Consider the following 25,052-nt stretch of genomic DNA (forward strand, 5'->3'; position numbering starts at 1 on the left):
CCACGACCCAAGCCCACCCTGGACGCCGTACCCCACGCCCGCACCCCACGCCCGCGCTCCACGCGCACGCCCGCGGCCCCGGCTCCGGCTCTCGGGCCGGGCCCCGCGGCCCTGCGGCGCTGTGACCACAGGGCCCCGTGACCCCGTGACCCTGCGGCCCACGACGTGCCCTCGGGCCGCATGACCTCGAGCCCTTGCGCGGGAGTCCGGCGAGCGCCCCACACCGGGGTAGCGGTGGGCGGTGATGACTTGCGCGGCTCGCTGTAGACCTGCCCCACATGTGGGGCGGCTGCGGTTCAACTGGCGGTCGCTCCGGAAAGGGATATACCAGGCAGCCAATCGAAATGGCCCCCTCGATCACGGTCATCCGCGCCACTCAGGGCGAAACGGTGGGCCCGTACACGGATACCCGGACGGCGGGTCGGCCGCGACGGCCGCGCGGCGGGTCGGCCCGACTGCCGCGCGGTAGGTCACCCCGGACGGACCACGGCAGGCCAGCCCCGGACGCACGCACGACGGGCCAGCCCCGGACAAACGCGCGACGGGCCAGCCCCGGACCACCGCACGGGGGTCGGCGCCCCACGAGGACCAGGACCACCCGCCCACAGCACAGGAATGTCACCCACACCGAAGGTGTGCCGGCCGCACGCGCGACGACCGCGACACAACTGCAGGGCCGGTCCCGGTCAAGCCCTTCGCGCGGGGTCGCGGCCCCATATGTGGGGCAGCTCTACAGCGCCGCACCGGGAGGGGTGGACCCGAACCCGGCGAGCCAGTTCCGGCATCCCACGGCCAGCAAACGGCTGCCGGCGACGCCCGCGGTCGAAACGGATCGGGCGGCCGGCCTCGGCACCGCTGAAGGAACGGCACCGCAAGGGACGACACCCCGCCAAACGACGTGTGCCCCCACCCGCGGAACGGGCAGGGGCACACGTGCGTACGGTCCAGGCGTCAGCGGGCCGTGCCGGCCCGACGCTTGTTGTAGACGTCGAAGGCGACCGCGACGAGCAGGACGAGGCCCTTCACCACCGACTGGGTCGACTGGTCGATGCCCATCAGCTGCATGCCGTTGCTCATCACCGCCATGATCAGACCGCCGACCATCGCACCCACCACGGTGCCCACGCCACCGGTGACCGCCGCGCCGCCGATGAAAGCCGCGGCGATCGCGTCCAGCTCGAACATGTTGCCAGCCGCGGGTTGGGCGCCGTTGGACCGCGAGGAGTAGATGACACCGGCCACGGCGGCCAGGAAGCCCATGTTGACGAACATCCAGAAGTTGACGGTCCGGACCTTCACCCCGGACAGCGCCGCCGCCGACAGGTTGCCGCCGATCGCGTAGACCTGGCGACCGAAGACGGTACGCCGGGTGACCAGGCCGTAGACCAGCACGAGGACCGCGAGGATGATCAGCACGATCGGCAGACCGCGGGCGTGGGCCAGCTGCCAGGCGAAGTACATGATGACCGCGCCGACCAGCACGACCCGGGCGACGAACAGCGGGAACGACTCGACGTGCTGCTGGTAGCGGATACGCGCCACGCGGGTGCGGAAACCGCTCACCGCGTAGCCGGCCACCGCGACGGCGCCGATCAGCAAGGTGAAGGCGTCGAAGCCGTTTCCGCCGAGCAGGCCGTTGAGGAAGCCCGCCGCGACCTTCTGGTATTCAGCCGGGAACGGCGACAGCGAGATGTTGTCGAGCACCCGCAGGGTGAGGCCCCGGAACAGCAGCATGCCCGCCAGGGTCACGATGAAGGCCGGAATGCCGGCGTACGCCACCCAGAAGCCGTGCCAGGCGCCGACTGCGATGCCGACGGCCAGTGCCGCCAGGACGCCGATCCACCAGGGGTGGCCCTGCTGGATCACCAGGACGGCGGAGACCGCCCCGGTGAGCGCGACGACCGATCCGACCGACAGGTCGATGTGGCCGCCGATGATCAGGATGACCATCCCGATCGCGAGCACCAGGATGTACGAGTACTGGAGGACGATGTTGGTGATGTTGCCGGGGCTCAGCAGCACCCCGTCGGTCAGGATCGCGAAGAGCCCGACGATGACGACCAGGGCGACGTAGATCCCGCTCTGCCTCAGGTTGTTCAACACCAACGCGCGTAGGTCGCTCGTCCCGCTGTGCAGGGCGGCGGCGGGCGCGCTGTCCGGGGGCGTCGGGCGCTCCGTCGAAGGGGTCTTGATGTCGGTCATCCGACGAGCTCCTTGTCCTTGGTCATCAGCTCCATGAGGCTCTCCTGAGTCGCCTCGGCCACCGGCATCTCACCGGTGATCCGGCCGGCGGCGAGGGTGTAGATGCGGTCGCACATCCCGAGCAACTCCGGCAGCTCGGAGGAGATGACGATCACTGCTTTGCCGGCGGCCACCAGCCGGTTGATGATCGTGTAGATCTCGTACTTGGCCCCGACGTCGATCCCGCGGGTGGGCTCGTCCAGGATCAGCACGTCCGGGTCGGTGAACAGCCACTTCGACAGCACGACCTTCTGCTGGTTGCCGCCGGAGAGCTTGCCGACCACCGCCATGACGCTGGGCGTCCGGATGTTCATCTCCTGGCGGCTCGCCTCGGCAACCTTGATCTCCTCGTTGCCGTTCACCCAGCCCAACCGGGACAGGCGGTCCAGCGCGGCGGCGGACACGTTGCGCCGCACGTCGTCGATGAGGTTGAGGCCGTAGTGCTTGCGGTCCTCGGTGACGTACGCGATGCCGTTGTCGATGGCCTCGGCGACGGTACGCGCCTGCACCTCTTTCCCGCGCACGAACAATCGGCCGCTGATGTCGCGCCCGTACGACCGACCGAACACGCTCATCGCCAGCTCGGTGCGCCCGGCGCCCATCAGGCCTGCGATGCCGACGACCTCACCGGCGCGCACGGACAGGTTGACGCCCTCGACGACCATTCGGTCCTGGACCGGGTGCCGCGCCGTCCAGTCCTCGATGCGGAGGACCTCCTCGCCGGGGGACGACTCACGGTCGGGGTAGAAGCTGTCCAGGTCCCGTCCGACCATGCCTCGGATGATCCGCTGCTGGGTCACGTCGTCGGACTTCATGTCGAGGGTCTCGACGGTGCGTCCGTCCCGGATGACGGTCGTCGCGTCGGCGATGGCCATGATCTCGTTGAGCTTGTGCGAGATCATGATGCAGGTGATGCCCTGGTCGCGGAGTGCCCGCAGCAGGTCGAGCAGGTGAGCGGAGTCGATGTCGTTGAGCGCGGCGGTCGGCTCGTCGAGGATGAGCAGCTTCACCTGCTTCGACAGCGCCTTGGCGATCTCCACCAGCTGCTGCTTGCCGACGCCGAGCTGGATGACCGGGGTGACGGGATTCTCGTGCAGCCCGACGGACTCCAGCAGCTTTGCCGCCTCGGCGTTAGCCAGGTTCCAGTCGATGAGCCGGCTGCGGCCACGCCGCTCGTTGCCGAGGAAGATGTTCTCCGCGATCGACAGGTACGGCACCAGGGCGAGTTCCTGGTGGATGATGACGATGCCGTTGGCTTCGCTGTCGCGGATGCCCCGGAACTGCATCGGCTTGCCGTCGAAGAGGATCTCACCGTCGTACGAGCCGGACGGGTGGACGCCGGACAGCACCTTCATCAGGGTTGACTTGCCGGCGCCGTTCTCCCCGCAGATGGCGTGGATCTCTCCGCGCCGGACGGCGAGGGTGACGTCCTCCAGCGCGGTCACGCCGGGGAAGGTCTTCGTGATGCGGCGCATCTCAAGGATGGTGTCGTCCATGGTCACTGTCCTCTGTCAGGTCGGACGCGGTACGCCACGGCGTCGGGCCCGGCGGAGACCGCCGGGCCCGACGAGTGGCTTTACTTCTTGGCCTGGCCGGCGGCGACCTCTTCCGCCGTCCAGTAGCCCGAGTCGATCAGCGTGGCCTTGATGTCGTCCTTGTAGACCGTGGCGATCGGCAGCAGGTACGACGGGACGACCTTGACGCCGTTGTTGTACGTCTGGGTGTCGTTGGCCTGCGGCTGCTTCTTCTGCAGGAACGCCTCGGACGCGTTGACGGCCTGCTCGGCGAGCAGTCGGGTGTCCTTGAAGACCGTGGAGTTCTGCACGCCGTCGTTGATCAGCTTGATCGAGGCGATCTCCGCGTCCTGGCCGGTGACGACCGGGAGCTTCTTCGCGCCGGTGCCGTAGCCGGCGTTCTGCAGGGCGGTGATGATGCCCCGGGAGATGCCGTCGTACGGGGACAGCACCCCGTCGACCTTCGCGCCATCGTTGTAGCTCGAGGTCAGCAGGTTCTCCATCCGCTTCTGCGCGGTCTCCTGCTGCCACCGCAGGGTGGCGATCTGCTCGGGCGTGGTCTGCTTGGACTTGACGACAAGCGTGCCGGCCTCGATGAACGGCTTCAGCGTGTCCATCGCACCGCCGTAGAAGTACTGGGTGTTGTTGTCGTCCAGCGAGCCGGCGAAGAGCTCGACGTTGAGCGGGCCCTTGGCCGTGCCCTTCGAGCCGTCCTTGTTCAGCAGGCCGAGGCCGACGAGCAGGGCGGTGCCCTGGGCGACGCCGACCTTGTAGTTGTCGAAGCTGACGTAGAAGTCGACGTCCTTGCTGCCGCGGATCAGCCGGTCGTAGGAGATGACCGGGATCTTCGCGGCCGCGGCGGCCTGCAGCTGGCTGTTGAGCGCCGTGCCGTCGATCGCCGCGATCACCAGGACATCCGCACCCTGGGTGATCATCTGGTCGACCTGCTGCGACTGGGTGGGGATGTCGTCGCCGGCGTACTGGAGGTCGACCTTGTAGCCCTTCGCCTCAAGCTTGGACTTCACCGCGTTGCCGTCGGCGATCCACCGCTCCGAGGTCTGGGTCGGCATCGACACGCCGATGGTCAGGTCGCTGGGCTTCTCGCCGCTCTTGTCGCCGCCGCTGCCCGCTCCCTCGCCACTGCACGCCGCAAGGCTCAGCGCCAGCGCCGCGCTGCCGAGAGCAACCAGGAATTTCCTGCGCACGGGGTTCTCCTCTCTGGACTCCCCCGCCGACTGCCGGGGCAACTGTCATCTTTCGGGTAGTGTTAGCGCTCACATAGGTTGCGTCAACACCTGGTTCGAAATACCGGTGTCACGGTCTCGTAACGGAGCATCCAGGCGAGCGTAGCCATGCGGTCAATCGGCCCGGAGTGAGGGTACGACAACTCTCCGAGGTCGGTCCGACGCTCCACACGCCGATGCCCGCGGACGACGCTAGTCGTCCGCGGGCACCGACAGAAGCGGCGGTTCAGGGAACTACCGCTGCGACCACCGCTGGTTGGCCGCCGCGGTGCAGTTCCACAGGATCACCGTGGTGCCGTTGGCCGTGCCGTTGTTGTTGACGTCCAGGCAGAGCCCGGACTGGACGCCGCTGATCGTCCCGTTGGCGTTGATGTTCCACTGCTGGTTGGTCCCGCCGTTGCAGTCCCAGATCTGCACCTTGGAGCCGGCCGCCGCGTTCGTCGGTGCGTCCAGGCACTTGCCGAGGGCCTGGAGGGTCTGACCGTTACGCGTCCAGCGTTGGTTGGCCGCGCCGTTGCAGTCCCAGATGACCGGCTGGGTGCCGTTGGTGGTGTTGCTGTTCGGCACGTCCAGGCAGCGGTTGGAGGCGGCGCTGGCGTACGCGCTCGACGTGGTCGGCGGCGGAGTCGTCGGCGGGGTCGTCCCGCCACCGCTGACCCGGTAGACGACAGTGCCGTGCGCCGGGACGCTGGCGCTGATCGTTCCGCTGCTGGAGCTGGTGCCACCGGTCCATGCGTCCACCAGGGTGAACGACGAGCCGGACTTGCCGATCGCGGAGGCCGTGGTCGAGATGGTCGTCGTCGAGGAGCCCTGGTTGAACAGCGCGACGGCGACGTCACCGTTGGCGAGCCGCTTGGCCAGCACCCGACGCGTACCGTCGAACGACACCTGCGTTCCCTGCAACCCGAGGGAGTCCTGGTTGATCGCGATCAGGTTGGCGTTCTTGAGGATGGTCTGCGTCGCGGCGTTCATGTTCCGGACGTCGTTGCCGGCGATCAACGGCGAGGCCATGATCGCCCACATCGCGAAGTGGCTGCGCATCTCCGTGTCGTTCATGCCGCCACGACCGACCTCCATCATGTCCGGGTCGTTGAACCCACCCGGGCGCGCGTAGGAGGCGAGTGGAACTGTCACGTTGATGATGTTCTGGATGCCCATCGGGTAGCCGTTGGTCTGGCCGGTGTCCCACGCGTTGGTGATGTCCTCGGTGGTCCGCCACATGTTGGCCACGTCGCCCCAGTTGCGCTGCGGGCCGGTCTTGGCGTGGATGCTGTTCGGGTTGATGCTGTAGACGATCGGTCGGCCGGTGGCGGCCAGCGCGTCGCGCATCTTGGCGAAGGTGGCCACCTGGTCGTTGATGCTGCCCTCCGGCGAGCACCAGTCGTATTTGAGGAAGTCGACACCCCAGGCGGCGAACTGGTTTGCGTCCTGCACCTCGTGGCCCCGGCTACCGGTGGCACCGGGGTAGGAGCCGAAGTACTGCGCGCAGGTCTTGTCGACCGGCACCTGGTAGAGACCAAACTTCAGGCCCCGGGCGTGCAGGTAGTCGCCGAGCGCCTTCATTCCGCTGGGGAACCGGGTCGGGTCGCCCTGGATGTTGCCGGAGGAGTCCCGGTTCGGGTTGAACCAGCAGTCGTCGACCACGACGTACTGGTAGCCCAGATCGCGCATCCCGCTGCTGACGATCGCATCGGCCGTGCTGCGGATCAGCGCCTCGTTGATGTTGCAGCCGAACGAGTTCCACGAATTCCAACCCATCGGCGGAGTACGCGCCACGCCGTTGTCGAGCGCCTGCGCCGCGGGGGCGCGGAGGCCGACCAAGGCGCCGGCGACGAGCAGACCGGCTGCCAGTACGCTCCCCCAGCGTCGACCTCGAGTGATGCGGTTCATCGAGCCTCCTTGTCGGTGGCGCCCGCCCCTGACTACGATCTCCGGTCGATGGGCCGATAGCTGGACGCCAATTGTTGTTAGCGTTAACAGAGACGTCCATCATGTTACGGTCACATTTCACGAGGTTCAATACCTTGACCGCACCGCATTGCCGCTCATCGATAACTAAGATCGCCCAGCGATTGAGTGCGGTCTTATCGACCGGAGCGACGCGGTGGACCCGGACGTCGACGACGCGGTGGACCCGGACGTCAGCGACGCGGTGGGGCGACGCTCTCGCGGGAGACCAGGGTCGGGGCGACCGTCTGCCGCAACGCGCCACCGGTGCCCGACTCGATCTGCGCCAGCAGCATCTGCAGACTCGCCCGCGCGACCGCGTCGAAGTCCGGACGGACGGTGGTCAGCGGCGGGATGAAGTACGCCGCCTCCGGCACGTCGTCGAAGCCGACCACGCTGATGTCGTCGGGCACCCGCCGGCCGAACTCGTGCAACGCCCGCAGCACGCCCAGCGCGAGGTGGTCGTTGGCGGTGAATACCGCAGTGACCTCCGGCATCCGCGCCAACATCTGCCCGCACCGGTAACCGGAGGACGCTGACCAGTCCCCGGGCATCAGCGGCGGCGGCACCAGGCCGGCGGCCAGCAGCGCCTCCCGCCATCCGTCGATCCGACCGACGCTGTCGAACCAGTCGGAGGGCCCCGAGACGTGCCAGACGGTGCGGTGCCCCGCATCGAGCAGATGTTGGGTCGCCGCACGGGCGCCCGCCACCTGGTCGACGGTCACCAACGGCACCGGTCGGCTCGGGTCACCGTCGACGGTGACCAGCGGGACGTCCTTCGGCAGACGCTCCAGCGCCTCACCGGCCGACTCGACAGGCGCGATGACCACGATGCCGGCGACCCGGTGCGACAGGTGCCGCTCGACGGCGGCCGAGATGGACCGGTGGTCGAGGTTGCGGACGCTGCCGACACTGACCGCGAAACCCTCCTGGGCGGCGGTCTGCTCCAACGCTGCCAGCAGGGATGCCGGACCGTAGAGCGTGGTGTTCTGTGCGACCACGCCGATGACCTGCGATCGACCGGTCACCAGCGCGCGTGCCGCGCCGTTGGGGCGGTAGCCGAGCTCGGCGATCGCCGCCCGCACACGGAGCCGGGTCTGCTCACGGACGTTGGGGTGCCCGTTGAGCACCCGCGACACCGTCTGATGGGAGACACCGGCGAGACGAGCAACATCCGTCATCGCGGGACCGTGGACGGCCATTTCGCTCCCCCCGCTACATCTCCGGCCCGCGGCCCGTCGACGTCGACTGGAGCGGCCCGGCCCGATCCCCCTCGCTCAGCCACCACGCCGGTGCTGAATCCCAGGTGACCAGCGCTGGATCGCCGACAGTCTACGCCAGCCACTGCCCCAAACACGGCATGCCTATCGGTGGGCTGCGCAACGCAGCAGTGACGCACAATCCCAACCCCCGCCTGGAGTACGCGACCGAGTGTCGTACTCCGTCGATGCGCGATGGCACGCCGACCTGCCCTACGCCCCTGGACAGAGCGCGGAGCAGGCCGGCGAGGACCAGCGGTGGCGCCGACTCGACGTGCCGGCGGGCACGTGTCTGCCAGCGCCGCTGGTCAGACCATTGGTTGTGTGAGCGGTGTCACGGTGTTGTCAGGTCGAACCGGCGCACGGTGACCGCACCGCCGAGCGCCTGGGTCGCGTGGTTGAAGATGGCGAACCGGTAGCCCATGAAGAACTGCCAGTTGTTCGCCAAGGTCAGGGCGTTGCCGAACGAGGTGAAGTTGACCCCGTCCGTGCTGTACGAGAAGCGGGCCTGCCGGCCGGATCCCGGTCTGATGTCGGCGTTGGCCCGCAACCAGATCCGACCACCGGAGACGGCGGTGCTCGCCACCTCGCTGCCGGTACTTGTGGTGTTCCAGCTCCCGTCCATCGTCAGGCCGTTCTGCATGACCAGTCGGGTGGACCCGTTGTCGCGTCGGATTCCGATCCAGGCGGACGAGTTGCGCAGTACCGCCAGACCGGTGCGGTCACCGTCGCGCATCGTGGAGTAGTCCAACTCGATGGTGGCCGTCGAGGTGGGGCCCTGGATGCGGTGCGTCAGCGTGTTGCGCGCCTTGTACAGATCACCGGTGACGGTGGCGGTCTGCAGGTTCAGCCCGTTGTTGACCGACCACTTGCTGTTGTCGGGGTTGTGGTTCCACTCCCACTGCGGGCCGAGCGTGGTGCCGGCGAACGTGTCGGTGCCGGTCAGCGGCTTGACCGCCCGGGGCGGGGCGGGCAGGTTCGGCTTCGGGTACGTGCTGCCCCACGCGCCGTTCACCGTCTGCAGCACCGGCCAACCGTCGCCGGTCCAGGTGATCGGCGCCAGGGCGGGCATCCGACCACCGGGGTACGCGTCGACGAAGGACATGTAGTACCAGTCGCCGTTCTGGGTCTGCACCAGCCCGCCCTGGTGCGGCACGCCGCCACCGGAGATCGGGCCGGGCAGGTTGAGGAGCACCTGCCGCTGCTCGTACGGGCCGAACGGGCCGTTCGTCGACTTGAGCACGTACTGGCCGTTGGCCGGGCGGGTGAGCCAGATGTAGTAGGCGCCGTTGCGCTTGTAGAAGCGGGCACCTTCCAGCGTGCCGATGCTCGACGGCGTCTGGTACACCTGCTGGGCTCGGACCTGGGACTTCCCGTCGGCGGAGAGCTGGGCGACGCTGATGGTGCCGTTGCCGTACGCGATGTACGGGGTGTCGTTGTCGTCGAACAACAGGCCGGCGTCGTAGTAGCAGTTGGGGATGGTGGTGTGCTTGCTCCAGGTGCTGTCGACGGCGGACGCGGTGTAGATGTGGGTCTGCGCGAAGTCGATGCACCCGGCCCAGTAGTACGTCCGGTTGCTCGGCCGGTAGTTCAACGTCGACGCCCAGATCCCGTCGACGTACGCGTTACCGCCACTCATGTCGTACTTCGAGCCGAAGTCGAGCCGGGGCACGGCGTGACCGGCGAACTCCCAGTTCACCAGGTCGTACGAGCGCAGCACCGGTGCGCCGGGCGAGTAGTGCATGGTGGACGACGTCAGGTAGTAGACGTTGTCCACCCGGATGATGTCGACGTCGGCGAAGTCCTGCCAGATGGCCGGGTTCGAGAACGTGCCGTTCGACGGCGGCGGGGTCGTCGGCGGCGGAGTGGTGGGGTCGGTCCCGCCGCCGACGCGGACGAACTGCCACTGCTGGTTCGTGCCGTTCCAGTCGTCGTACTGCACGATGTTGCCGCCGTCAGCGGTCGAGGCGCCCTGCACCTCCATCACCTTGTTGCTGTTCCGGTTGATCAGCCGGACGTAGCCGCCGTCGGAGTCGGCCAACCGAAACTGCTGGTTGGTGCCGTTGGTGTCGCTCCACTGCACGATGCTCGCGCCGTTGGCGGTCGAGAAGCCCGAGACGTCGAGCACCTTGCCGGAGAGCCGCGACTTGACCCGGTAGAAGCCACCACCGGAGTCGACGAACTGCCACTGCTGCTGGTTGCCGTTGTTCCGGGTCCACTGCGTGATCCGGGCACCGTCGTTCGTGGCCAGGTTGTACACATCCAGGGCCTTGCCGCTGTTGCGGTTGACCAACACGTACCAGGCGTTGGTGTCCACGGTCGCCGCCGAGGCCGGCGACGGGGCGACGGCAGCGAGGGCCGCACCGACCACCACCGCCACCACGGCCGCGCCGAGTAGTGACAATCTTCCGCGTCGGCGCGGCGCTCCCCGGGGAACCCGTCCAATGGAAATCATGATCCTCCTTCGCTGGCCTGAGGCGCCGGACCATCTCAGCCGGCATCCGCATCGCTGGTCGGCACGTTGGCCAGACTGTCGATGTGATCGCTAACAGCACCCTCCGCCACGTCCCGGAGATCGTTCGACCTCGACGGGGAGGCGCGGATCAGAGCCGGCATGGCGCAGGAATAGAGCTACGTTGATGCTTACTGTTATCGATAACAAGACCGTAGTCAAGACGAAACATGAGTCGGCGGTCCGAGCGGACGGCGGCAACGCCGAAGGGCGCGAGGAGCTCGACTCAAAGGGCGAGGAGCTCGACGCCGAAGGGCGCGAGAGGGCGCGGGACGTGCGTGTGGCGCGGTCGGGGCGCGCGATCAGTGGCAGCTCAGCGGTGCGCGGAGGCGGAGCACTGGCGTGATCGACCTGGGCCCGTCGGGCCCAGGTCGATCACGCCCCGGCGGCAGGGCCTCAGAAGCCGCGGGCCAGCCGGTAGTAGGCCTGGTTCCAGCGCAGCTCGTCGGCGAAGCGGCGGGTCTGGGTCTCGGCGTCGATGACGACCAGCTCGGTACGGCTCATCTCGGCCAGGTCGTGCAACTCCTCCACCCCCACCGCCTGCGACAGCACCGTGTGGTGCGGTGCGCCGGCGGTGATCCACGCCTCGGCCGAAGCGGGCAGGTCCGGTCGCGGGCGCCAGACGGCGCGGGCCACCGGCAACCGGCGCAGCGGCTGCGGCGGGGTGACCACGTCGATCTCGTTGGCGACCAGCCGGAAGCGCTCCCCCATGTCGGCCAGGCCGAGCACGACCGCCGGGCCGGGTGCCGCGTCGAAGACGAGCCGGACCGGGTCCTCCCGACCGCCGATGCTCAGCGGGTGGATCTCCGCGTTCGGCGTGTCGGACGCGATCGTCGGGCAGACCTCCAGCATGTGGGCGCCGAGCACCAGCTCCTCGCCCGGGGTGAGGTCGTAGGTGTAGTCCTCCATGAACGACGTGCCGCCGTCCACGCCCACCGACATCGCCTTGAGGGTCCGGACCAGCACCGAGGTCTTCCAGTCCCCCTCGCCACCGAAGCCGTAACCGTCGGCCATCAGTCGCTGCACGGCGATGCCGGGCAGCTGACGCAGGCCACCGAGGTCCTCGAAGTTCGTCGTGAAAGCCCGGAACCCACCCTCGTCCAGGAAGGCCCGCATGCCCAGCTCCAGCCGGGCCGCGTACCGCAGGGAGTCGTGCCGCTCGCCCCCGGACAGCAGCTCCGCGGCGACGCGGTACGTGTCCTCGTACTCCTTGACGAGGTCGTCGACCTGCGCGTCGGTGACCTGACCGACCACCTCGACCAGGTCGTTGACGCCGTAGGTGTTGACCGACACCCCGAACCGCAGCTCCGCCTCGACCTTGTCGCCCTCGGTCACCGCCACGTCGCGCATGTTGTCGCCGAAGCGGGCCAGGCGCAGCGACCGCATCGCCGACCAGCCGAGCGCGGCACGGGCCCACGCACCGACCCGGGCACTCACCCGCGGGTCGCTGACGTGCCCCGCGACCGTCTTGCGGGCCACACCGAGACGGGTCTGGATGTACCCGAACTCACGGTCGCCGTGGGCGGCCTGGTTCAGGTTCATGAAATCCATGTCGATGTCGTTCCACGGCAACAGGACGTTGGCCTGCGTGTGCAGGTGCAGCAGCGGCGTCTGCAACGCGTCGAGCCCGGAGATCCACATCTTCGCCGGCGAGAAGGTGTGCATCCACGCGATGACCCCGATGGCGCCCTGTGCGGCGGCGTCCCGGCAGACCTGCAGGATCTCACCACTGTTGGTCAGGACGGGCTTCCAGACCACCCGGGCGGGAATCTGCGGCGAGTCGTCGAGCGCGGCCGCGATCTGGCGAGACTGCTCGGCGACCTGCCGGAGCGTCTCCTCGCCGTACATGCCTTGGCTGCCGGTGAGGAACCAGATCTCGGGTGCGTTGTGTGGTGCCATGGGGTTGCCTTCCAGGAGAGGAACGGTCACTTGTAACGGATTCCGATGAGGCGCTGGAGGAGGATGAACGCGAACAGCAGGCCGCCGATCACGATCTTGGTCCACCAGGAGTTCAGGCTCCCATCGAAGGTGATCAGGGTCTGGATCACGCCCAGGACGAGCACGCCGAGCACAGTGCCGAAGGCGTAGCCGCCGCCCCCGGTGAGCACCGTGCCACCGATGACGACGGCGGCGATGACGTCCAGCTCCATGCCCACCGCGATCAACGGCGCGCCGGACAGGGTGTAGAAGGACAGCAGGATTCCGCCGATCGCCGAGCACAGACCACTGATCGTGTAGACCGCGATCCGGGTCCGCCCCACCGGCAGGCCCATCAGCAGAGCCGACTGGGGATTGCCCCCGATGGCGTACACGTTGCGTCCGAGCCGGGTGTAGGCCAGCGTGTACGCGGCGACGGCGACCACGACGAAGGCGATCAGCACGCTGATCGACACGAAGTTGCCCCGAGGATCGCCGATACGCTCCTGCGACATCCTGGTCCAGAACCCGTCGGTGATCGGGATGGACGAGTCGGAGATGAACGTGCACATGCCCCGGGCGAAGAACATCCCGGCGAGCGTGACGATGAACGGCTGGATCTCGAAGAAGTGGATGACGCAGCCCATCAGCAGGCCGAGGGTCGGCCCGATGAGCAGGGCGATGACGAGCACCAGCGCCGCCGGCAGACCCTCCTGGAGCAGCCAGGCCGACACCATGGCCGTCATCGCGACGACCGAACCGACCGACAGGTCGATACCGCCGGTGAGGATCACGAAGGTCATCCCGATCGCGACCACCAGCAGGAAGCTGTTGTCGATGAAGACGTTGAAGATGACCTGGACGTTCGAGAACGCCGTGTACTGGGACACGCCGATGCCGTACATGACCAGCAGCAGGGCGAGCGTGGCCAGGACCGGTATCTGCCGCCGTGGCAGCCGGAACCGGGTACGCCCAGCGGTGAGCGATCCAGTGGTCATGCCGGCACCTGCTCCTTCGGCTTGTCGGCAGTGGTGGTGGGCGGCGGGACGCTGCGCCGACGGCGGGCGAACCGGGCCCGGAAGGCCGGCGCCTGGACGAGGCAGACGACGATGACGACGACCGCCTTGAACAGCAGCGAGGTCTGCGGCGAGATGTCCATGGCGTACACGGTGGTGGTCAGGGTCTGGATGATCAGCGCGCCGAGGATCGTGCCGCTGAGGAAGAACCGGCCTCCCGCGAGGGACGTGCCGCCGATGACGACCGCGAGGATGGCGTCCAACTCCACCCAGAGACCGACCGCGTTGCCGTCGGCACTCGAGACGTTGGCCGTCATCATGAAACCGGCGACCGCGGCGCAGGCGGCGCTGATCACGTACGCGAGGAAGATGACCCGGCCGGAACGGATGCCGGCGAGTCGACTCGCCTCCGCGTTACCGCCCACCGATTCGACGATCATGCCGAGGGCGGTGCGTCGGGTGAACCCGGCGACGACGAGCGCCGCGGCGAGGGCGATGAAGATGGCTAGCGGCAGGGTCAGCAGGTGGCCCAGCCCGATCGCCCGGAACGGCCCCGAGTTGATGGTGATGATCTGACCCTGGGTGATCAGCTGGGCGAGGCCACGGCCCGCCACCATCAGGATCAGCGTGGCGATGATCGGTTGAATCCCGATCACGGCCACCAGCACCCCGTTCCAGGCGCCGAGCACCAGTGAGATCGCCAACGCCAACGCCAGCGCGGTCAGCACCACTGTGAGGCTGTTCTGGTCGGGCTGCTTGCTGATGTACATGCAGGCGACCGCGCCGCTGATCGCGCAGAGCGAGCCGACCGACAGGTCGATGCCCCCGGTCGAGATGACGAGCGTCATGCCCAGCGCGACGAGGATCAACGGTGCGCTCAGGCGCAGGATGTCGATCGGTGTGCCGTACAGGTGCCCGTCCTTGAGCTCGATGGACAGGAACCCGGGGCGGTAGATCGTGTTCGCGGCGAGCATGACGACCAGCACTGCGGCGGGCCAGAACAGCCGGTGACCGGTCACCGCCCGGTAGCGGCCCATGGTGGCGCTCATCGGTCTGCCTCCTGGTGGGACCCACTGGCAATGGTCTGCATGATGCGATCGGCGTCCAGGCTCTCGTCGTTGGCGAACTGAGCGACCATCTGCCGATCCCGCATGACCGCGACCTTGTGGCTGAGACGCAGCACCTCCTCCAGCTCGGCGGAGATGAACAGCACCGCCATCCCGCCGTCGGACAACTGGGTCACCAGCTTCTGGATCTCGGTCTTCGCGCCGATGTCGATGCCCCGCGTCGGTTCGTCGAGGATCAACAGCCGTGGCTCGGTGATCAGCCACCGGGCCAGCAGCACCTTCTGCTGGTTGCCGCCGGACAGGTTGCGTACCGGCACCTCCGGGTCCGCGGGCCGGATGCTGAGCGCCTTGATGTACTTGTCAACCAGCTCGTCCTGACGGCGGCGCGGGACCGGTCGCAGCCAGCCACGGGCGGCCTGCATGGCGAGGATCATGTTCTCGCGGACCGACAGGTCCCCGACGATGCCCTCCGCGCGGCGGTTCTCCGAACAGAAACCGACGCCCTGCTCGATGGCCTGGGCGGGGGTACGCAGACTGCTCGCCGTGCCGTCGACAGCGACCTGACCACCGTCGGTCCGGTCGGCGCCGAACAACAACCGGGCCACTTCGGTACGCCCGGAGCCGAGCAGTCCGGCCAGGCCCACCACCTCGCCGGCGTGGATGGTGAGGCTGAACGGCTCCACCGCGCCCGCCCGGCCGAAGTTCGACACCGACACCAGGGGGGTGCCCTCCTCCACCGCGGCCAGGTCCCGCCGGGAGTGCTCCTCGATACCCTCGAGGACGTCGAGCTCCTTGCCGATCATCTTCTCGACCAGGGAGAGCTGGGGCAGCTCGGCGGTCAGGTACTCGCCGACGAGACCACCGTTGCGCAACACGGTGATCCGGTCGGCGATCTCGTAGACCTGGTCGAGGAAGTGGGTCACGAACAGGATCGCGATGCCCTCGTCGCGCAGTTGCCGCATGATGCGGAACAGCTGCGCCACCTCACCGGCGTCGAGGCTGGACGTCGGCTCATCCAGGATCAGCACCCGCGCCTTGATGTCGATCGCGCGGGCGATGGCGACCATCTGCTGGATCGCCAAAGAGTACGAGCCCAGTGGCGCGCTGACGTCGAGGTCGAGGTCGAGGCGGGTCAGCAGCTCCCGGGCCCGGCGGCGGACCTCTCCCCAGCGGACGGCGCCGAGGAGCCGGGGCTCGCGGCCGATGAAGATGTTCTCCGCCACCGACAGGTTGGTGCAGAGGTTGACCTCCTGGAAGACCGTGCTCACCCCGGCGGCGGTCGCCTGCATCGGTCCGCTGAAGGACACCGGCTGCCCGTCGAGGGTGATCGTGCCGCCGTCGGTGTCGTAGACGCCGGTCAGCACCTTGATGAGGGTCGACTTACCGGCGCCGTTCTCGCCCATCAGGGCGTGCACCTCGCCGGGAAAAAGCCGGAAATTGACGTCGTGGAGTGCGCGCACCCCGGGGAAGGACTTGCTGATCCCGGTCATCGTCAGAACCGGACGGCTATCCGTCATCCCATCAGACCTCTTCTGGGTCGTCGACACGGAGGGGCCGCTGCGCTCCCGTGCGCCCGCCCGGTCATCCGGGCGGGCGTGGCACGGGGTGGTCGCGGGCCATGCCCGGTCCGTTGCGGGTAAGGGGACGACGCGGCGGGGCCGCCACGCGAGCGCGGCGACCCCGGCGTCGATCAGTACTTACGGTTGGGCAGCGCTTCCTTGGCCTGCTCCTGGGTGAAGGTGGTCTCCTCGGTCTCGATCCGAGCCGGGACCGTCTCGCCGGCGTGCACCTTCTTGGCGAGGTCCATCAGCTGTGGGCCGAGCAGCGGGCTGCACTCCGCGATGAAGTTGAACTTCCCGTCGGCGAGCGCCTGCATGCCGTCCTTGACGGCGTCGACAGTGATGATGGTGATGTCCTTGCCCGGCACCTTGCCGGCGGCGGTGATCGCCTCCAGCGCGCCCAGACCCATGTCGTCGTTGTGCGCGAACAGCACGTCGATCTTCGGGTTGGCCTTGAGGAACTGCTCCATGACCTGCTTGCCGCCGGCCCGGGTGAAGTCACCCGGCTGCGAGGCGATGATCTTCAGGTTCGGGTTGGCGGCGATCGCCTCACCGAAGCCCTTCTTGCGGTCGTTCGCCGGCGCCGCACCCGTGTTGCCCTGCAACTCGACGATGTTCACCGGGCCCGAGGCGGTCTTCTTCTGCTCGACCAGCCACTCACCGGCGAGCCGGCCCTCCTTGACGAAGTCCGAGCCGAGGAACGTCTTGTACAGCGTCTTGTCGGCCGAGTCGACCGAGCGGTCGGTCAGGATGACCGGGATGCCGGCGTCCTTGGCCTCCTTGAGCACGGTGTCCCAGCCGGACTCCACCACCGGCGAGAAGGCGATCACGTCGACCTTCTGCTGGATGTAGTTGCGGATCGCCTTGATCTGGTTCTCCTGCTTCTGCTGCGCGTCATCGAACTTCAGCTCGATGCCCGCAGCGGTCGCGGATTCCTTGATCGAGGTGGTGTTCGCGGTACGCCACCCGCTCTCCGCACCGACCTGGGAGAAGCCCATCGTGATCTTGCCGTCGTCCTTGGACCCGCCGCCCCCGGTGTCGCTGTTGCCGCAGGCCGCCACGCCGCCGACCAGCAACGCGCTGGCGAGGACCGCGACAGCGCGCCACCGAACGGACTGCGTTCGCATCTTTCCCATCGAATCTCCTTGGCTGGATGTGGTGGGTAACCGCGTCGGCCGTCGAAGAACCCGAAGAACGGCGTACGCGGGTGGTGCGTGCTGGTGCGTGGTGGTGCAGACCGGCGGGTCCCGATGATCGGGGAAGAGTCAGGAACCCGCCGGTGCGACTGGTTGTTGACCATAGACGTTCTGGTAGCGGTCGTAGAGAGCGTCGATGTCGGCCTGTGCCATCGGAACCGGCTGGCCGAGGGTGTGGGCCAGGTGCGCGGTACGGGCCACGTCCTCGCACATGACCGCCGCCTTGACCGCCGCGCGGGCGTCGCGGCCGATGGTGAACACGCCGTGGTTGCGCATCAGCACCGCGGGCGAGCGGTGACCGGAGAGCGTGGCGACGATGCCCTTGCCGATGTCGTCGCCGCCGATCAGCGCGAACGGACCGATCGGGATCTCCCCGCCGAACTCGTCGGCCTGCGCGGTGAGATGGCAGGGGATCGACTCCCCGCACGCGGCCCAGGCGGTGGCGTACGAGCTGTGCGTGTGCACCACACCGCCGACCTCGGGCATGGCCCGGTAGACGTAGGCGTGGGCGGCGGTGTCGCTGGACGGCGCGAAGTCGCCCTCGACGAGTACGCCGTCGAGGTCGCACACCACCATCGTGTCCGCGGTGAGGTCGTCGTAGCTCACCCCGCTCGGCTTGATCACCAGCAGGTCCTGGCCGGGGACCCGCGCGGAGACGTTGCCGGACGTCCAGGCGACCAGGTTGTACCGGGTCAGCTCGCCGTGCAGGCGCGCGACGGTCTCGCGCAGCTCACGGATCTGTCGGGTCACCTCGGCGTTCACGCGACCACCTCCAACACGGTCTCGGGTGTGGTCGCGGCGCTGTCGACCGCCGCGTTGCGGATCGCCCGCAGGCGCATCATGACGTCGTTGCCACCGCGACCGAAGTGGTCGTGCAGCGCCCGGTACTCGGCGTAGAGGGCGTCGTAGGCGCGGGCCCGCTCGGGGTCCGGGCGGTAGACGGCCTCGTGCACCCGACCCATCGCCTGCGACGCCTCGTGGACCGAGGGGAACTCTCCGGCGGCGACGGCGGCGTGGATCGCCGATCCCAGTGCCGGCCCCTGCGCCGAGGCGATGATGTTCAACGGTCGCCTGGTCACGTCGGCGTAGATCTGCATCAGCAGCGCGTTGTTGGTGAGACCACCGGCGATCACCAGGTCGTTCACCGGGACGCCGGCCTCGACGAAGGCCTCGATGATCATCCGGGTGCCGTACGCGGTGGATTCCAGCAGCGCCCGGTAGATGTCCTGCGGCCGGGTGGCCAGGGTCATCCCGACGATCATCCCGCTGAGGTCGTGGTTGACCAGCAGGGACCGGTTGCCGTTCCACCAGTCCAGCGCGATCAGGCCGTGCGCGCCGACGGGCTGGCTCGCGGCCAGCTCGGTGAGGCGTTCGTGCGAGTCGGAGCCGGCCGGGGCCGCGTGCTCGACGAACCAGCCGAAGATGTCCCCGACACCGCTCTGCCCGGCCTCGTAACCCCATGCGCCGGGGCTGATCCCGCCGTCCACGACACCGCACATCCCGGCCACCTCGGCGACCTCCGCGCCGTTGACCACGTGGCAGGTCGAGGTGCCCATGATGGCGACGAGTCGGCCGGGCTCCACCGCCTGCGCGGACGCGGCGGTGACGTGCGCGTCGACGTTGCCGACGGCCACCGCGATCCCCTCCGGCAGGCCGGTCCAGGCGGCGGCGCGTGCGGTGAGCGAGCCGGCTCGGGCACCGAGGGGCAGCAACGGGCCGTCCAACTTGGCCACGAAGTCGCCGAAGCCGGGGTTGAGCGCGGTCAGGAAATCCTCGGAAGGGTACTGGCCGTCCTGCAGGATGCCCTTGTAACCAGCCGTGCAGACGTTGCGGGTCTCGGTGCCGCAGAGCTGCCAGACGATCCAGTCGGCCGCCTCGATGAAACGCTCGGCACGGTGGTAGACCTCAGGGTCCTCCTCCAGGATCTGGAGCCCCTTGGCGAACTGCCACTCGGCGGAGATCTTGCCGCCGTACCGGCCGATCCACGGCTCTGCCCGCTCGTGGGCCAGCGCGTTGATCCGGTCGGCGTGCGGCTGCGCGGCGTGGTGCTTCCACAGCTTCACCCAGGCGTGCGGTCGATCGCGCAGCTCAGGGTCCTCGCAGAGCGGGGTGCCGTCGGCGCTGGTCGGCAGCACCGTGCAGGCGGTGAAGTCGATGCCGATGCCGACGACCGCGGCAGGATCCACCCCGGCAGCAGACAACGCCGCCGGAACGGCGTACCGCAGCACGTCGCGGTAGTCCTCCGGGTTCTGCAGGGCCCAGTCCGGGGGTAGCTGTCGACCTCCCGGAAGCGCCGTGCTGATAACTCCGTCGCCGTACTCGTGCACCGCGGTCCCCAACTCGGCACCATCACCGACACGGACCACCAGAGCTCGCCCGGACAGGGTGCCGTAGTCGACACCGACGACATAGCGGTCGCCTGCTCCGTCCACACGGTTCATGTTCACCTCCACCGTTAACGGGGATAGTGTTAACGCTCACATCAACCCCCGTCAAGACATCCACCCGCAACAGCTCCGTAACGGAACAGCGAAGGCGGGCCAACTGGGGCGCGTCGATAACGGATCGGCACAAAGCGCGCAAATGTGGTGCCGACCACGGCACGCAGGCCTCTCACGGAGTGCTGCGCGGATCGAGCGTCGACCGGAGGCACCTCGGCAGGCCGGGCGACAGGCACAGCCCGTCGGACGTCGCGAGTCGATCATCCGACTGCGACAGTGTCGCGCCCGATCATGATGTCAGCGATAACATCATCGAGGCACCCCGCTTCGACGGCCAGATCCGCGAAACGGCCGCAGCCGACCGCGTTGGCTCATAGCTGAGCATTTCGGCGGATCCCGCGGGGCAGCGCGACAGTCGTGTTATCGATAACATTCGACGTTTCGGAAGCCGCCGTGCCGCGGGGCCGGGTTGATCCACTCGCGTTCTGTGAAGTCGCGGGGTCCGAGGCGCGTCGACAGGCCGATTTCCTGCAATCCGAGTCGATCATGCGCTCGCGGCGCGTGCACGGCACGCGCGCAGGACAGCATGCCGCGGACACGGACAGCCGGCGGCCCGGCCCGGTGGGCCGAACCGCCGGCTGTCGGCGCGCTGCCGAAACGTCGGGCACCGGTCTGATCAGGCAGCCCGGTTGCGGTTGTAGAGGGTCTTGGCCCAGAAGAAGCACGCGACGGTAATGACGGCACACCAGACGACCGCGATGATCCCGTTGGCACCGATCCCGGTGCCGAGGAGCAGGCCGCGCAGGGTCTCCATGACGGGAGTGAAGGGCTGGTACTCGGCGAACCACCGGACCACAGTGGGCATGGAGTCGGTCGGGACGAACCCGCTGCCCAGGAAGGGCAGGAGGATCAGTGGCATGGGCAGGTTGCTGGCCGTCTCGACACTGTCACTGACCAGGCCGAGAGCGACCGACAACCAGGTGAGCGCAAAGGTGACCATGGCGAGGACACCGACCGCGGCCAGCCACTCGACCGGGTTGGCGGTGGGTCGGAACCCGACGAGCAACGCCACACCGATGACGGCCGCGAGGCTGAGCAGAGTCTGCACGAGGCTGCCCAGGACGTGACCGGTGAGGACCGACGGCCGGAAGATCGCCATCGTCCGGAACCGGGCGATGATGCCCTCGGTCATGTCCATCGCGACCGAGATGGCGGTGCCCTGCGCCGCGCTGACCACCGTGATGAGCAGGATGCCCGGGGTGACGTAGTTGGCGTACTCCGAGCGGCCGCCGGACGGCCCGAGCCCGGCGCCGAGCGTGCCGCCGAAGACGTAGACGAAGAGCAGCAGGATGATGACCGGAATGCCCATGAGCAGGAAGGTCATCGACGGGTAGCGGCGCATGTGCAGGAGGTTGCGCCGCAGCATCGTGCTCGAGTCGCGGACGGCGAGGGAGAGGGTACTCATCGCGCGGAGGCCCTTTCGTGGTCGGGTCGGCCGGCGCGGGTGTCGGGCTGACCGGTGAGGGTGAGGAAGACATCGTCGAGGTCGGGGGTGTGCACGGAGAGCCCGGCCACCGTGATCGAGGCGCGGTCGAGCTGGTCGAGCAGGGACCGCAGCGCCCCGACCCCGCCGTCGCTCGGCACCTGGAGGGTGAGCGCGGCGTCGTCCCGGCTGGCGACCGGCAGCGCACGGGCGGCCGAGGCGAGCCCTTCCTGGTCAGCGAACTGCAGCACGACGTGGCCTCCCGGGATGAGCCGCTTGAGCTCACGCGGCGTGCCCTCGGCGATCAGCCGGCCGTGGTCGAGGAAGGCGACGCGGTCGGCGAGTTGGTCGGCCTCCTCCAGGTACTGGGTGGTGAGCAGGATGGTGACGCCCTCGGCGACGAGGTTGCGGATGATCTCCCACATGGCGCGGCGGCTACGCGGGTCGAGGCCGGTGGTCGGCTCGTCGAGGAAGATGACGCGGGGCTCACCGACCAGGGTCATGGCGAGGTCGAGCCGTCGGCGCATCCCACCGGAGTACGTCGACACCGGCTTGTCCGCCGCGTCGGCCAGGTCGAACTGGTCGAGCAGCTCGTCGGTCCGTCGCCGGCCGGACGCCTTGTCCAGGTGGCGCAGGTCCGCCATCAGGTTCAGGTTCTCCCGACCGGTGAGCAGGTTGTCGACGGCGGAGAACTGGCCGGTGACGCCGATCAACTCGCGGACCGCGTCGGGATTCCGCTGCAGGTCGTGGCCGAAGACGCGGGCCTGCCCGCCGTCGGCGTTGACCAGGGTGGAGAGGATCTGCACGGTGGTGGTCTTGCCGGCGCCGTTCGGGCCGAGCAACGCGAAGATGGTTCCCTCGGTGATCATCAGGTCGATGCCGTCCAGCACGACCTTGTCGCCGTAGGACTTCCGCAGGTCGGTCGCGACGATCGCGGGCTTCGTGGAGCTGGTCATGGTCTCCTCTTTGCGGTCGGTGGGTGGCGGGTCAGGCGCGGCGGATCATGATGTCGCCGTAGGAGGTGTTCGCCCGGACCTCGACCGTCTCGTCGGTCTGCGCCGGGCTGTCGGTGCTCTCCAGGGCGTTGTGCACGCGGCCGTGCTTGGAACTGACGTCGAGCCAGGCAGCGGTCCCGCGGCGGATGCCGACCTCGATGGCCCCGTACGAGGTGTTCAGGTCGATCGCCCCCCGGACGACCTCACCCAGCCGGAGGTTGCCGTATGCGGTGCGTGCCGTCACCGAGCCCGTCGTCGCGTCGAGGGTGATGTCGCCGTACGCGGTGTTGACCCGGACGTCGCCGCCACTACGGCCGATCCAGCAGTCGCCGGAGGAGTTCTTGATCTCGACGGGTCCGTCGACCGCGCCGAGGCGCACCTTGCCGGACGACGCCTTCACCCGCGCCGAGCCGGCGACCCGCTCCACGGCGACCTCGCCGTGGCTGCTGTCGATGTCCAGCGGCCCGGTCTCGTCGAGGCGGATCCCGCTGCCGGTCTTGATGCGGCACTCGCCGAGTTGGCCCTCGCAGCGGAACGCCGCCCACGACGACTCGGCGTGCACCCGTGACCCGGTCGGTAGCTCGATCAGGACGTCGACCGACGGTCCGGACCCGAAGCCGTAGCGCCGCCACGTCTTGGGCACCCTGATCAGCAGCTTTCCGGCGTCGTACTGGACGACGGCCTGTTCGGCGGTGCTCACGTCGGCCTTGCTCGACGGGTCCCGGGGTCGCACCGTCACCACCGTGTCGGTGCGGTCGGTCGCGCTGATCCAGACGTCCCCGACGGGCAGTTCGATCTGGACGGTGATGGGCTCTGGCGTCTCGAAAACAGGCATGGTGGTCTCCCGAAAGGTGGTCGGTGACTGTCGCCGCTGGTCGGCGGCGCGGAGGAAGAAGGGGGTACGAAGGGGCTAGCGCGCCCAGCCGGTGAAGTGCTGACCGGAGCGCGGCTCCGGCCGGCGGGGTGGCCGACGTTCGGTGTCGCCCGCCCCGACGGCGCCGGCGACGGCGCGCACCAGCCAGGCGTTGACCGAGAGCCCGGCGCGCCCGGCGGCCTCCTCGACGCTGGCCTTCAGGTGGTCGGGAAGGCGGAGGTTGATCCGCGAGGTGCCACCGTCCTCGCCCTCGGGCGCCGGCGGTGGTGCCGGCAGCGTCGGCGGGGCGCTGACCTCGCGCACCTCGTCGATCGGCGGGCTGGCCGGCGTCACCACGAAGTCGGGCTCGCGCCCACGCAGGCGGACGTGCACCGAGCCCGGCGCGAGGTCACGGGTGATCTCGTCGGCCGCGTCGGACAGTGCCTCCAGCAGGGTGAGACGGGTGGCCGCCTCCAGTTGGGTGAAGAGCCGCTCGGCCAGCGCTCGGCCGTCCGCGTCGACGCCCTCCGCGGCCACGGCGAACTCGTTACGCAGGTTCTCGACGTATGACCTCAGCTCCATGGCACCATCATGGCACCACTTTGGCTCAAGGTGCAACCCTTCATGGCTCAGGACGGTGCCAAACTGTTCGACGAGCGGCCTGAGCCGTACCTCAAAGATCACCGAAATTGCGTCTGACCAGGAGGTTCGCTTCATCCTGGGTCAACCCGCTGGCCACCAGGAGGTCGCTGACAGTGGTACGGATCTGTGCCACCACTACCGCACCGGAGAAGCCGACGCCCTCCCGGTAGGCCCGACCGGCCATCTGCACCGCCCGCAGTGACTGCTCCCGCGCCCGGTCCGGCTCAGCACCGGCGGCGAACTGCCGCTTCAGCACGCGTACGGCCTCGGCGAGATCGGCCACCGCCCGCGGCAGCGGCTCCGGAACCGGTTCGTCGTCCTCGATCAGGGTCACCGCTCGACGGATCAACGTTCCGCTGTTGCGCATCGCGCGGTCGATCGGCTCCGCCGCCTGCGCGTAGCGACCCACCGGCCCGCGCCGCTGGTGCCAGTGCACCGGCGACAGGGTGCTGGCCTCCCGGGCGCCCTGGGTCGCCTCGACGAATGCCTTCAGCGGGCCCTTGTTCTGCCGCAGCTCACGGCGGGCGGTACGGGCACGAGCAGCATCACGATCGGCCAACGCGCCGGCGGTGGCGTCGAGCTGGGTGACCAGGAGGTCGAGCACCGGCCGCGCGGCGCGGTTGAGCACCCGCAGCGGATTCAACGGCAGGAGCACGGCGGTGACCAGCAGCGCCACCCCTCCCCCGACCAGCGCATCCACGAACCGAGGAATCTCCAGGTCACGAATCGACGGGCTGAGGGTGGCGATGAGCACCGCCGTCGCACCGGCCTGGATCACCACCGCGGCACTGCCGGCGAGGAACAGGGCGACCACGATCGCCAACACGACGATCAGGGAGAGTTGCCACCACCCGGTGCCGATCACCGCGAGCAGCAGATCGCCGATCAGCACCCCGACGGTGACACCGAGGATCAGCTCGACGGTCCGACGCAGCCGTTGACCGACGGACGCCGCGAGGGTCGAGACGGCGGAGATCGGCGCGAACACCGGCTGCGAGATGTGCAGCAGCTCGTGCGCCACGAACCAGGACAGCGCCGCCGCCAGCCCGGCCTGCACCGCCAGACCACCCACGGCCCGTACCCGACGGGACCGGTCCCGCACCGTGGCCGCCGCCCGGCCCCGCAACCGGGCCATCGTGGCCGCCAGACCACCCGGGGCGTCGTCG

18 protein-coding genes are annotated in these 25,052 nt (G+C 68.7%); all 18 read right to left on the reverse strand.

Translation table 11 applies throughout. The features are described from left to right. Positions 1-951: 951 nt before the first annotated feature. The 18 genes from mmsB to FHU34_RS24695 all read right to left on the reverse strand — a co-directional run bounded on the left by mmsB (position 952) and on the right by FHU34_RS24695 (position 25,021). Positions 952-2,202 carry a multiple monosaccharide ABC transporter permease gene (gene mmsB, locus FHU34_RS24610; RefSeq protein WP_088990622.1) on the reverse strand — a complete coding sequence of 417 codons (1,251 nt, stop codon included), beginning with the start codon at positions 2,200-2,202 and terminating at the stop codon, positions 952-954. Beyond that, complete coding sequence (mmsA, locus tag FHU34_RS24615) at positions 2,199-3,737, reverse strand: multiple monosaccharide ABC transporter ATP-binding protein (protein WP_145784516.1); 1,539 nt, start codon at positions 3,735-3,737, stop codon at positions 2,199-2,201. The genes mmsB and mmsA overlap by 4 nt, the downstream gene beginning before the upstream one ends. An 80-nt stretch (positions 3,738-3,817) precedes the next feature. Continuing rightward, a complete protein-coding gene (gene chvE, locus FHU34_RS24620) occupies positions 3,818-4,960 on the reverse strand; it encodes a multiple monosaccharide ABC transporter substrate-binding protein (protein ID WP_145784518.1) in 1,143 nt (380 codons plus the stop codon). 273 nt (positions 4,961-5,233) lie between these two features. Continuing rightward, the gene (locus FHU34_RS24625) at positions 5,234-6,889 is read right to left on the reverse strand and encodes a glycoside hydrolase family 27 protein (protein WP_145784521.1); all 1,656 of its coding nucleotides are present in this window, start codon (positions 6,887-6,889) and stop codon (positions 5,234-5,236) included. 251 nt (positions 6,890-7,140) lie between these two features. Continuing rightward, positions 7,141-8,127 carry a LacI family DNA-binding transcriptional regulator gene (locus tag FHU34_RS24630; protein ID WP_208745066.1) on the reverse strand — a complete coding sequence of 329 codons (987 nt, stop codon included), beginning with the start codon at positions 8,125-8,127 and terminating at the stop codon, positions 7,141-7,143. A 412-nt stretch (positions 8,128-8,539) separates the two neighbouring features. Next, a complete protein-coding gene (locus FHU34_RS24635) occupies positions 8,540-10,660 on the reverse strand; it encodes a family 43 glycosylhydrolase (protein WP_145784525.1) in 2,121 nt (706 codons plus the stop codon). Between the two features lie 453 nt (positions 10,661-11,113). Beyond that, positions 11,114-12,616, reverse strand: coding sequence for an L-arabinose isomerase (gene araA / locus FHU34_RS24640; RefSeq protein ID WP_145784526.1), 1,503 nt, complete (start codon positions 12,614-12,616; stop codon positions 11,114-11,116). A 26-nt stretch (positions 12,617-12,642) separates the two neighbouring features. Beyond that, on the reverse strand, positions 12,643-13,632 hold the full coding sequence (yjfF, locus tag FHU34_RS24645) for a galactofuranose ABC transporter, permease protein YjfF (RefSeq protein WP_145784528.1): 990 nt from the start codon (positions 13,630-13,632) through the stop codon (positions 12,643-12,645). Next, on the reverse strand, positions 13,629-14,699 hold the full coding sequence (locus tag FHU34_RS24650; RefSeq protein WP_145784530.1) for an ABC transporter permease: 1,071 nt from the start codon (positions 14,697-14,699) through the stop codon (positions 13,629-13,631). Before FHU34_RS24650 ends, yjfF begins: the two co-directional genes overlap by 4 nt. Next, positions 14,696-16,234, reverse strand: coding sequence for a sugar ABC transporter ATP-binding protein (locus FHU34_RS24655; protein ID WP_145784532.1), 1,539 nt, complete (start codon positions 16,232-16,234; stop codon positions 14,696-14,698). The genes FHU34_RS24650 and FHU34_RS24655 overlap by 4 nt, the downstream gene beginning before the upstream one ends. 173 nt (positions 16,235-16,407) lie before the next feature. Continuing rightward, the gene (locus FHU34_RS24660) at positions 16,408-17,403 is read right to left on the reverse strand and encodes an ABC transporter substrate-binding protein (protein WP_145785786.1); all 996 of its coding nucleotides are present in this window, start codon (positions 17,401-17,403) and stop codon (positions 16,408-16,410) included. Positions 17,404-17,541: 138 nt separating this feature from the next. Continuing rightward, positions 17,542-18,234 carry an L-ribulose-5-phosphate 4-epimerase gene (locus FHU34_RS24665; RefSeq protein WP_208745067.1) on the reverse strand — a complete coding sequence of 231 codons (693 nt, stop codon included), beginning with the start codon at positions 18,232-18,234 and terminating at the stop codon, positions 17,542-17,544. Continuing rightward, positions 18,231-19,913: a ribulokinase gene (gene araB, locus FHU34_RS24670; RefSeq protein WP_145784534.1), complete on the reverse strand. Its 1,683-nt coding sequence runs from the start codon at positions 19,911-19,913 to the stop codon at positions 18,231-18,233. Before araB ends, FHU34_RS24665 begins: the two co-directional genes overlap by 4 nt. Before the next feature lie 676 nt (positions 19,914-20,589). After that, positions 20,590-21,378, reverse strand: a complete 789-nt coding sequence (locus FHU34_RS24675) for an ABC transporter permease (protein ID WP_145784536.1) — start codon at positions 21,376-21,378, stop codon at positions 20,590-20,592. Next, complete coding sequence (locus FHU34_RS24680) at positions 21,375-22,352, reverse strand: ATP-binding cassette domain-containing protein (RefSeq protein WP_145784538.1); 978 nt, start codon at positions 22,350-22,352, stop codon at positions 21,375-21,377. Before FHU34_RS24680 ends, FHU34_RS24675 begins: the two co-directional genes overlap by 4 nt. 31 nt (positions 22,353-22,383) lie before the next feature. Then, a complete protein-coding gene (locus FHU34_RS24685; protein ID WP_145784540.1) occupies positions 22,384-23,226 on the reverse strand; it encodes a DUF4097 family beta strand repeat-containing protein in 843 nt (280 codons plus the stop codon). Positions 23,227-23,301: 75 nt separating this feature from the next. Continuing rightward, positions 23,302-23,826, reverse strand: a complete 525-nt coding sequence (locus FHU34_RS24690) for a hypothetical protein (RefSeq protein ID WP_145784542.1) — start codon at positions 23,824-23,826, stop codon at positions 23,302-23,304. A 91-nt stretch (positions 23,827-23,917) separates the two neighbouring features. Beyond that, the gene (locus FHU34_RS24695) at positions 23,918-25,021 is read right to left on the reverse strand and encodes an FUSC family protein (protein ID WP_244312004.1); all 1,104 of its coding nucleotides are present in this window, start codon (positions 25,019-25,021) and stop codon (positions 23,918-23,920) included. Positions 25,022-25,052 lie beyond the last annotated feature (31 nt).

Source organism: Micromonospora taraxaci (assembly GCF_007830095.1).
Classification (GTDB): domain Bacteria; phylum Actinomycetota; class Actinomycetes; order Mycobacteriales; family Micromonosporaceae; genus Micromonospora; species Micromonospora taraxaci.